6 protein-coding genes, 1 pseudogene and 1 riboswitch are annotated in these 10,745 nt (G+C 64.3%); of the genes and pseudogenes, 6 read left to right on the forward strand and 1 reads right to left on the reverse strand.

All coding sequences use genetic code 11. From position 1 onward, the window contains the following. Nucleotides 1–302, reverse strand: a 302-nt coding sequence (locus QZ079_RS05215) for an ECF transporter S component (protein WP_297035987.1), incomplete at its 3' end; no start/stop codon positions are given. 7 nt (nucleotides 303–309) lie between these two features. After that, nucleotides 310–491: riboswitch (FMN riboswitch) on the reverse strand. Between the two features lie 316 nt (nucleotides 492–807). On the opposite strand from QZ079_RS05215, the pseudogene murB reads away from it, so the two are divergent. From murB to QZ079_RS05245, 6 genes and pseudogenes are all read left to right on the forward strand, one after another. Then, nucleotides 808–1,759: pseudogene (gene murB, locus QZ079_RS05220) on the forward strand (UDP-N-acetylmuramate dehydrogenase). 97 nt (nucleotides 1,760–1,856) lie between these two features. Next, nucleotides 1,857–3,107 carry a serine hydroxymethyltransferase gene (gene glyA, locus QZ079_RS05225; RefSeq protein WP_297035990.1) on the forward strand — a complete coding sequence of 417 codons (1,251 nt, stop codon included), beginning with the start codon at nucleotides 1,857–1,859 and terminating at the stop codon, nucleotides 3,105–3,107. Between the two features lie 95 nt (nucleotides 3,108–3,202). After that, entirely contained in the window at nucleotides 3,203–4,063 is an 861-nt protein-coding gene (locus QZ079_RS05230; protein WP_291288237.1) for an HAD-IIB family hydrolase, read from the forward strand. A 136-nt stretch (nucleotides 4,064–4,199) separates the two neighbouring features. After that, the gene (locus tag QZ079_RS05235; protein WP_291288238.1) at nucleotides 4,200–5,018 is read left to right on the forward strand and encodes a ZIP family metal transporter; all 819 of its coding nucleotides are present in this window, start codon (nucleotides 4,200–4,202) and stop codon (nucleotides 5,016–5,018) included. Between the two features lie 342 nt (nucleotides 5,019–5,360). Continuing rightward, nucleotides 5,361–6,077 (forward strand): TetR/AcrR family transcriptional regulator, encoded by a 717-nt coding sequence (locus tag QZ079_RS05240; protein ID WP_297035997.1) that lies wholly within the window; start codon nucleotides 5,361–5,363, stop codon nucleotides 6,075–6,077. Between the two features lie 22 nt (nucleotides 6,078–6,099). Further along, nucleotides 6,100–10,745 (forward strand): 2-hydroxyacyl-CoA dehydratase (locus QZ079_RS05245; protein ID WP_297036000.1); only part of this gene is annotated, 4,646 nt, incomplete at its 3' end.

A 10,745-nucleotide genomic window follows, 5' to 3' on the forward strand; every position in this document is an offset into this window, starting at 1 on the left:
GCGGCGGGGATGAGGAGGGCGCAGGTCGAGACCATGCCCATGGGCGCGCCGAACGGGTCGAGGGGCACGCGCGGCAGCCAGGAGATGATGGCGACCGCGGCGCCGAGCTTGGGGCCGAAGGCGAGCGCGGCGATGAGGCAGACGATGCCCGAAGGGTCGTACATGAGCCACGGCGCCGCCGGGAAGATGGGGATCTGGATGAAGCTCAAGATGAGCGACGCGGCGGTGAAGAGCGCGGCGAGGGCGAGCTTCTTGGTGTTGACGGTGCTGGTGCGCGCGTTGGCGCGGGTGGAACTGCTCATGGCAGCACCTCCGTTTCTTCCATCCGGACTGTACCGTCGGCTCCGGAGTCGCACCGGATCGGCCGCGTGGGGACGCGGTTCGCGGGCTTCTGGCATGGGGCGCGGGCGCGTGTGTCGCTGTGCCACGCTGCACTGAGGCGTTCGCCAGTTACCGCCGGTAGGGAATTTCACCCAACCCTGAAACTATGCGGGACTACTATACCCCATTTTGCCGCGGGGAATCGGGAAAGGATGCGAAGCCGGGAGCCGGGAGCCATTCCATCTCACTGAATCGCCGCATTTCGACGGTTGTAGCCGCCAGCAAGCAAAAACTGTCGAAAAAAGTCGATGCAGCGGGCGGGTGATTCAGATGAGGAACCAATTACACCCGCTCGCCGCGGCAGGTGTGCTCCAGCTCACCGCTTCTGCCAATCTCGTGGGGCGCCGCGAAGTCGGGGTATAGTGGAAGCAGGCAAAGATGCGACCCTGCGCGCGTTCGGCTGCGCGCCCTGCGAAGGCGGTCCCCATGCACGAATACAGCGCTATCAGCGACGAAGTCATCTGCGCGCTCGGCGCGGCGGCGGGTGAAGACAGCGTGCTGCTTGCTGAGCCCATGCGCGAGCACACCACGTTCAAGATCGGCGGGCCGGCGGATGCCGTGGTTACGCCCCGCACGCCAAAGGCCGCTGCCCGCGTGCTCGACGTATGCGCCATCGCCGGCGTGCCCCTGACCGTGGTGGGTAACGGTTCCGACCTGCTCGTAGGCGACCGGGGCATCCGCGGCGTCGTGGTGCTGCTTCGAGAGAACATGAGCGAGGTGCGCGTCGAGGGCACGCGCGTGCATGCCCAGGCAGGCGCGTTGCTGTGCGATGTTGCCCTTGCGGCGGCAGAAGCTGGGCTTTCCGGCTTGGAGCCCTTGTGGGGTATCCCGACGGCGATCGGTGGCGCATGTCATCAGAACGCTGGTGCCTACGATGCTTGCATTGCCGACGTACTCGAGTCCGTACAGGCGTACGTGCCGGGCGCCGTGCTGCCAGACGGTACGCGCGCGAAAGGCACGGTGCGCACGTTCACCTGCGACGAACTGGGTTTCGGCTACCGCAAGAGCCGCGTGGCGTCGGATGGGCTCGTGGTGCTCGAGGCGACCTTTGCCCTCACGCCGGATATGGAGGCCTCGATTCGCGGCCGCATGGACGACTACCAACGTCGCCGTGAGGAGAAGCAGCCGCTCGAGCTGCCTTCCGCCGGCTCGACGTTCAAGCGTCCGCCGGGCTATTTCGCCGGCAAGCTCATCATGGACGCTGGTCTGCGCGGCTATCGCGTGGGTGGAGCGCAAGTTTCGGAGAAGCACTGCGGCTTCGTGGTGAACACCGACGGCTGCCGATGTGAATGCTCTCATCGAGCACATCCAGGCGGAGGTGCGCGAGCAGTTCGGTGTTGAGCTCGAACCCGAGGTGCACCGCATCGGCGAGTTCTAGCCCAACGTGGGAATATCCGTCCAGGACTCAGATCATCACGGCCGAGTGAGAATAACCGTCCAGGACTCAGGTTCTCACCTAATACGAGGGGGATGCCATGACCTACGATCACGTTGCCCAGTCCGATCCCGCCGTCGCTGCCGCGCTCGCGCAGGAGCTAACCCGCCAGCGCGGCACCATCGAGCTTATCGCGTCCGAGAACATCGTCTCGCCAGCGGTGCTCGAAGCCGTGGGCAGCGTGCTTACGAATAAGTATGCTGAAGGTTACCCGCGTCACCGCTACTATGGCGGCTGCGAGAAGGTCGATATGGTCGAAGACCTCGCCCGCGACCGTGCATGCAAGCTTTTCGGCTGCAACTACGCCAACGTGCAACCGCATTCCGGGGCGAACGCCAATCTTGCGGCATACACGGCACTCATCGAACCCGGCGACACGGTCATTGGCATGAGCCTCGACCAGGGTGGTCACCTCACGCATGGCTCGCCGGTCAACTTCTCCGGGCGGCTGTATCGCTTCCTGTCCTATGGCCTCGACCCTGTGACCGAGACGATTGACTATGACGGCCTCGAGCGCTTGGCCGAGCAGGAGCGGCCGAAACTCATTGTGGGCGGCGCCTCCGCGTACCCGCGCGTCATCGATTTCGAGCGGCTTGCTGCCATCGCGCACGGTGTGGGCGCGAAACTCATGGTCGATATGGCGCACATCGCCGGCCTCGTGGCTGCGGGCGCGCACCCGAGCCCGTTCCCGCATGCGGACGTGGTGACCTCCACCACGCATAAAACGCTGCGCGGCCCCCGCGGCGGCCTCATCCTCACGAACGACGACGAGCTCGCGAAGGCTATTGACAAGGCGGTGTTCCCGGGCACGCAGGGCGGTCCCCTCATGCACGTGATCGCCGGCAAAGCGGTCGCGTTCGGCGAGGCGCTGCGTCCGGAGTTCCGTGATTACATCGCGCATGTGGTGGAGAACTGCGCCGCGCTGGGCGAAGGGCTCGTCACGGGAGGGCTGCGCCTGGTTTCCGGCGGCACGGATAACCACCTGTGCCTGGTGGATCTCACGCCGGCCGACGTTACCGGCCGCGACGCCGAGCGCCTGCTCGATAGCGTAGGGCTTACGGTCAACAAGAACGCCATTCCGGGAGAGCCGCGTTCACCGTTTGTGACGAGCGGTATCCGTGTGGGTTCCGCCGCTGGCACCACGCGCGGCTTTTCGGCCGAGGAGTTCCGCGAGATCGGCGAGCTCATCGCGCGCGCGGTTTTCAACAAAGACGACGAGGCCGTGCTCGCGGCCGTGCGCGCCCGCACCACGGAGCTCCTCACCGCGCACCCGCTCTATCCGGAGCTGTAGCGTCCCCAAAGTGTTAAAAAGCCGTGGCTGGTTGCGTGCGGTGTTGCGTATCATGGGTAGAGCAACAAGCGCGTGGACACACGGAGGCACGGTAGATGATCAAGCTGTTTGCGAGCGATTTGGACGGCACGCTGCTCAACTATTTCCACCATGCAGATCGCGTGGTGCGGGCTGCTGTGCGCGAGGTCATCGCGTCCGGCGCGCATATGGTGCTCGCCACGGGGCGCACCTCGCATTCCGGCGCAAGCCATGGGTTTGGCAACTTGCCTCTCGAGATCGTGGGATCGAACGGCGCCATCATCCGCGACGCCCATGGCACGGTGCTCAAGTCGTTCGTCATCGATCAGGCGCTCGTCGAGGATCTGCTGCGGACGTTTCCGATGATCGTTTTCGAATGCGTTGCGGCCGAGGGTTCCTACATAACGGGTTCGTTCGACGAGTGGATGGCAGGCTTCTCGGGAAAGAACGCGCTAAGCCGCGCGGCCATGATGCGTCGCAACCGCAAGCGCGCCGCGAGCGATCCCACGCTCGTCCTCTCGCAAACCGTTGACCAAGTGCTCGAGCACGATATCTGCAAGCTCAATTGCCGCACGCGCGATGAGGGGCTCAAGCGCGAGCTCTCCGCCTACCTTGCGGATCATGCCGACACACTGGTTAACGAGCCGTTTCAGCCGGTGATGTTCGAGATTTCGAGCGCCGGCGTCAACAAGGGAGCGGCGCTTGCCTGGCTTGCGGCGCACCTGGGTATCGCCGAGGACGAGGTCGCGGTCTATGGCGACGGCGGCAACGATATCCAGATGCTCGAGCGGTTTGCCCATGCGTATGCGCCGTCGAATGCTAACGCTGCGGCGAAGCGCGCGGCGGGGACGGTCATCGGATCCAATGTCGCGTATGCGGTGCCACGGCACATGGTGCGTACGGTGCGCGCCCAGCAAGGTCGGTACGTGGTCGAGTAGCACGGCGTTCGGCGTCGGCGAGCATGCGCCGAGGCGTGCGCGGAGGTGTGGTGCGTGCGCATCTGGGCGTATGAGGTTCGGCGAACGAGGGTACCGGTAAGGCAGATAGACTGCTCTTTGAAGGGGAGGCTCTTCGATGGATCCTTCAATTGCGCGCGCTCTTATATGGGCGGCATGTGGCTGCGGCTTTACGTGGCTCATGACGACGGCGGGTTCGTCTGTGGTGCTCTTTACCGGGAAAGACCCCGAACGCGGCAAGCTCGCGCACCATATATTCCTAGGCTTCGCAGCGGGCGTCATGGTCGCTGCGAGTGTGTGGTCGCTGCTTAATCCGGCGATCGAGCAGGCGGAGGAGCTCGGACAGATCGGTTGGATTCCTGCTGCAGGTGGGTTTTTACTGGGCGTGGCGTTTCTCATCGCGCTCGATACACTGCTGCCGCATCTCCATGTGGGAAGCGATGAGCCCGAGGGCTTGCGTGCGGGATGGAAGCGCACGACGTTGATGGTTTCCGCTGTGACGCTCCACAACATCCCCGAAGGCATGAGCGTGGGGCTGTTGTTCGCGATGGCGTCACAGGCGTCGGGCGCGGCGGGCGATACGTATCTCGGTATGGCGTTTGCGCTGGCGCTCGGTATCGGCTTGCAGAACTTTCCCGAGGGCGCAGCGGTGTCGTTGCCGCTTCGCCGCGAAGGGTTCAGCCGCTGGAAGGCGTTCGTGGTGGGAAGCCTCTCGGGTATCGTGGAGCCCATCTTCGGCGTGGCGGTGGTGCTTGCGGCGGGCTGGATCTCGCCGTACATGCCCTGGATGCTCGCGTTTGCTGCCGGTGCGATGATCTACGTGGTGGTTGAGGAGCTCATACCCGAGGCGCATTTGGGCGAGCATTCCAACGTGGGCACACTCGGTGTCATCGCCGGGTTCGTGATCATGATGGTGCTCGACGTCGCGCTGGGGTAACGGGGGGCGGTTTGGGAGCCGCGCTGGGCCCCGCCACCCACTGCGCTCCGCGGTTTTGGCCAAAAACGAAAGCTTGGTAACACTTCCTCTCGAGAAATGGGGGTGGGTGGGACTTTCGCACCGGGTCTGATTGCCCCACCTCTGGGACAATCAGACCCGGTGCGAAAGTCCCACTTGTCGCGTCGTGCCGCTTTACCATCCCTTGATGCTTGTGAATACCTCACGGTAATCGCCGAGCGGCGCTTGTTATTTCACGCTGTGTGCAATAATACTCACCGAGTGAAAGACTAAAGTGAGAATTTCAGTCCTGGACTCGAATTCTCGCCTTCAAGAAAGGGAAGCATGTCATCTGAGCAGGCGATTACCTGTGGCATCGCGAAATCCGACCGACGAAGTTTGCGGTCGCAGCATCTGTTGCGGCAGGCGCTGGCGGACGAGATCAACGCGGGGCATGACCTTACGAGCGTGACCGTGGCCGCCCTTACCGATCGCGCCGGCCTGACGCGTCGCACGTTTTACACACATTACCGGGATATCCCCGATTTCATCGATCGCGTGGAAGCCGGGATCCTCGATGAGCTGCGTGAACGCATCACGGGCATCGCTGCAGCCGACCTGCCGTCGCTCTATCGCAACATCGACGCCCTTGAGCCGGCACCGGGGTCGGTCGAGCTGCTCGCGTATCTCAAGCGCGACGGCGCGGTGATCGGGGCGTTGCTGGGACCGCATGGCGACGCGTCGTTCGTCCAGCGCATCCAGGCCATTGCGCGAGAGACGGTCGCAGATCGCATGAAGACCGGCATCTTCCCGGGCGTGCTCGGTACGTTTTTCGACTTCTACCTATCGTACGTGGTTGCCGCCGAGGTTGGTGTCGTGCAGCGCTGGTTCGCAGGCGGTCTTGCCGAAAGCCCGGAGACCATGGCGCGCATCATGACGGTCATCGCCTTCGTGCGCCCTGGCGACCTGTACGGCCAGCCCATCGATATCAACGTGCCGGCATACGGCATGAAGCTCTTGAACCTGCAGCGTGAAGAACAGAAGGGGAACACCCATGAGTGAGGACGTCAAGATGAACGAGACGATGGACATGTCCGCTTCGGCTGCGGCCACGGAAAGCGGTGCGTCCGAGGGTGCGATCTGGAACCCAGACGCGGTGCAGGGTGACCTGCATCTGGGCATCGACGTGGGCTCCACCACCGTCAAGCTCGCCGTGCTGAACGACGAGAACCAGATCGTCTATGCCAAGTACCAGCGCCATCACACCGATGTGCGTGCCTGCGCACGCGATCTCTTCGTGCAGGCTGCCGCGGTGCTGCCAGAAGCGCAGATGACCTGCGCCATCACGGGTTCCGGCGGTCTGCTCCTGTCCCAGTGGCTCGGTCTCGAGTTCGTGCAGGAGGTTATCGCGAGCAAACGCGCCGTGGAGACGCTCATCCCCACCACGGACGTCGCGATCGAGCTCGGCGGCGAGGACGCGAAGATCATCTACTTCGACCAGGGCATCGAGCAGCGCATGAACGGCACCTGCGCCGGTGGCACGGGCGCGTTCATCGACCAGATGGCCACACTCCTGCACACCGATGCTTCCGGCCTGAATGAGCTCGCGAAGGGTGCTACCACGATCTACCCCATCGCGAGCCGCTGTGGCGTGTTCGCCAAGTCCGACGTGCAGCCGCTCTTGAACGAGGGCGCGCGCCAGGAGGACGTCGCCGCATCCATCTTCCAGGCCGTGGTGACGCAGACCATCTCGGGCCTCGCGTGCGGCCGCCCCATCCGTGGCAACGTCGCATTCCTCGGCGGTCCTTTGCAGTACCTCTCTGAGCTGCCCGAGGTCTCCCCGGAGGAAAACCTGCGCACGCTGCGCGAGCGCTTCTACATCACGCTTGAGCTCGACGAGACGCACCGCATCGTGCCCGAGAACGCGCACCTCTTTGTGGCGAGCGGTGCCGCGATGGCGCACGAGTCGAACAAGCTCTCAACGTTCCCACAGCTTATCGAGGCAATCGATGCGCTTGGCGACACACAGGGTTCCGAGGTCGCTCGTCTCGACCCGCTCTTCGCCACGCCCGAGGACTACCAGGAGTTCAAGACCCGCCACGACCGGGAAGTCGTGCCGCGCGGCGAGCTCGAGGGCTACGAGGGACGCGTGTTCATCGGCCTGGACGCCGGCTCCACGACCATGAAAGCCGCAATGGTGGGCGAGGACGGCCAGCTGCTCTACACCTGGTACGGCAACAACAACGGCGACATCTTGGGCACGGCCAAGACCATCATGGCCGATTTCTACGCGCACATCCCCGCGGGCTGCACCATCGGCCACGTGACCACCACGGGCTACGGCGAGGCGCTGCTCATCGAGGCGCTCAAGGCAGATTCCGGCGAGATCGAGACCGTCGCGCACCTACGCGGTGCGAAGGCCTTCCTGCCGGGCGTGCAGTTCATCTTGGACATCGGTGGCCAGGACATGAAGTGCCTGCGCGTGGCAGACGGCGTCATCGAGCACATCATGCTCAACGAGGCCTGTTCCTCGGGCTGCGGCTCCTTCATCGAGAGCTTCGCCGTATCCATGGATATGGGGGTCGAGCAATTCGCTCGCGAAGCCATCGCGGCCAAACAGCCCGTCGACTTGGGCAGTCGCTGCACCGTGTTCATGAATTCCCGCGTGAAGCAGGCACAGAAGGAAGGCGCCACGGTGGGCGACATCGCCGCGGGCCTGTCCTACTCCGTGATTAAGAACGCCCTGTTCAAGGTTATCAAGCTGCGCGATCCCAAGGAGATCGGCACCCAGGTGATCGTCCAGGGCGGTACCTTCATGAGCGACGCCACCTTGCGCGCTTTCGAGCTCCTTACCGGCGTGAACGCTGTGCGCCCGGACATCGCCGGCTGCATGGGCGCCTATGGTGCGGCCCTGCTCGCGCGCGACCGTGCCGGCGCCGAGGGCACCTCGACGGTGCTTACCGCCGAAGAGATCGCCGCACTCACCGTGACCCAGCGTCATGCGCGCTGCGGCCGCTGCTCCAACAACTGCCAGCTCACCATCAACGACTTCGGCGGCGGACGGCGCTTCATCACGGGCAACCGCTGCGAGAAGGGCGCGGGCAACCACGGCAAGAAGCAGCAGGTGCCGAACCTCTTCACCCAGAAGAACGAGCTGCTGTTCAACCGTCCCGTGCTTGCGGAGGAAGATGCCCCGCGCGGCACCGTGGGCATCCCCCGCGCCCTCAACATGTACGAGAACTATCCGTTCTGGCACGCGTTCTTCACCAAGCTCGGCTTTCGCGTGGTGCTCTCGGACGATTCGAGCAAGAAGACCTACGACGCGGGCATCGAGTCCATGCCGTCCGAGTCCGTGTGCTACCCGGCGAAACTCAGCCACGGTCACGTGATGAATCTCATCGACAAGGACGTCGATTTCATCTGGATGCCGTGCATCCGCTGGGAGCGCAAGGAGGACCCGGCGGCGGGCAACTGCTACAACTGCCCCATCGTCATGAGCTATCCCACGGCGCTGGGTCTCAACATCGACGAGATCGCGAGCAAGAACGTCGAGTTCATGTACCCGTTCGTGCCGTATCACGACAAGATCGAGCTCAAGCGCCGTCTGTACGAGCTCATCGCTGTCGAGCGCGTGCAGGATGCGGAGGAGGGCCGCGGTCGCGTGCGCGGGCCCAAGATCACCCGTTCCGAGATCGACGCCGCGGTGAACGCTGCCTACGAGGAGGACGCGCGCTTCCACGAGCAGATCCAGACCATGGGCGAGGAGGCGCTCCACTGGATCGAGGAGCACGGCGGTCACGGCATCGTGCTCGCCGGCCGCCCGTACCACAATGACCCCGAGATCAACCATGCGCTGCCCGAGCTCATCACGAGCTTTGGCTTCGCGGTGCTCACCGAGGATTCCGTGGCGCACCTCGTGAAACCCGACCGCCCCATCCGCGTGGTCGACCAGTGGATGTTCCACAGCCGCCTGTACCGTGCGGCGAAGCTCGTGACGCTCCGCAACGACCTCGACCTCATCCAGCTGAACTCCTTCGGCTGCGGCCTTGACGCGCTCACCACCGACCAGGTGCAGGAGATTCTCGAGGGTTCCGGCAAGATCTACACCGTGCTCAAGATCGACGAGGTCTCGAACCTCGGTGCGGCGCGCATCCGCATCCGCTCGCTCATGGCGGCGCTGAAGGACCAGGAGGCCGAGCGCGCTGCCGAGGCCGCCCGCGCCGGCGAGGCCTACGAGCAGGGCGACGCCGCCCCCGTGGCGCCGAGTGAGGACGCCCCGGCCTTCTCCACGCATAAGTACGCGCTCTCCGCGCAGCGCCGCGCCAACTCGGCTGCCTTCCCCAAGGTGCAGTTCACCGAGGAGATGCGCGAACAGGGTTACACCATCCTCTGCCCGCAGATGGCGCCCATCCACTTCGACCTGGTCAAAGAGGTCATGAAGGCAGCGGGTTACAACTTCGTGCTGCTACCTTCCACCGACCGCGGCGCCGTCGAGGCGGGCCTGCGCTATGTGAACAACGACATCTGCTACCCGTCGATCCTCGTGACCGGCCAGATCATGGAGGCCATCGAGAGCGGCAAGTACGACCTCAACAAGACCGCGGTGATCATCTCGCAGACGGGCGGTGGCTGCCGCGCCACCAACTACATCGCGCTCATTCGCAAAGCGCTGCGCGAGAGCGGCAACCCGCAGGTGCCGGTGATCAGCCTGGCCGCGGTGAAGCTCGACGAGCAGAATCCTGGCTTCAAGCTTACGGTGCCGTTGCTCAAGGCCGCCGTGTACTGCGTGCTCTTCGGTGACGTGATGATGCAGATGCTCTACCGCACGCGCCCCTACGAGGCTGCGCCGGGCTCCGCGAACGCGCTCTTCGATCAGTTCATGGAGCGCGCCCGCAAGCTCGCGCCCAAGTTCACGCGCCGCAGCTTCACCAAGCTGTCGCGCGAGGCCATCGCTGCGTTCGATACGCTGCCGCTCGTGGGCGAGGGTACGAAGCCGCGCGTGGGCGTGGTAGGCGAGATCCTCGTCAAATTCCATCCCACGGCGAACAACCACGTGGTCGACGTCATCGAGGCTGAAGGCTGCGAGGCCGTGGTGCCGGGGCTTCTCGACTTCTTCCTGTACTCTATGAGCAACGCGAAGGTGCAGAAAGACGAACTCGGCAGCTCGGCGGCATCGCGCGCGAGCATGGATGCCGTGATCGGGCTCATCGACTGGATGCGCAAGCCCGTAGACGAGCTGCTCGAGAAGAGCGTTCGCTTCGAGCGCCCCGAGCCCATTAGCGTTATGGCCGAGAAGGCCACGCAGGTTCTTTCGCTTTGCAACAACATGGGCGAGGGCTGGCTGCTCACAGCCGAGATGCTCGACCTCATCGACCATGGCGCGCCGAACATCATCTGCACGCAGCCGTTCGCGTGCCTGCCGAACCACGTGGTGGGCAAGGCGGTCATTAAGGAGCTGCGCCGCCAGCACCCCGAGAGCAACATCGTCGCGGTGGACTACGACCCCGGCGCGAGCGAGGTGAACCAGCTTAACCGCATCAAGCTCATGATTTCCGTGGCGAAGGAGAACCTGCGTGCCGGCAAGGGCTTCAAGATGGAGAGCGTCAAGCCGCTCGCTATGGACATGGACGACAGCAAGTTCCGTCCGTACCACGACGGCGACGCTGCGAGTGTGGACGGCGGTTCCTGCGCGGCGTGTGGCGCGGTGAGCGACGATGCCGTGGCGGCCGT

This window comes from uncultured Enorma sp. (assembly GCA_905210055.1).
Lineage (GTDB): Bacteria > Actinomycetota > Coriobacteriia > Coriobacteriales > Coriobacteriaceae > Enorma.

What these genes read in the sequence shown, in the direction of transcription:
- glyA (WP_297035990.1), top strand. Translation starts at nt 1,857, where the DNA reads ATGACCTACGATCACGTTGCCCAGTCCGATCCCGCCGTCGCTGCCGCG.
- QZ079_RS05230 (WP_291288237.1), top strand. Translation starts at nt 3,203, where the DNA reads ATGATCAAGCTGTTTGCGAGCGATTTGGACGGCACGCTGCTCAACTAT.
- QZ079_RS05235 (WP_291288238.1), top strand. Translation starts at nt 4,200, where the DNA reads ATGGATCCTTCAATTGCGCGCGCTCTTATATGGGCGGCATGTGGCTGC.
- QZ079_RS05240 (WP_297035997.1), top strand. Translation starts at nt 5,361, where the DNA reads ATGTCATCTGAGCAGGCGATTACCTGTGGCATCGCGAAATCCGACCGA.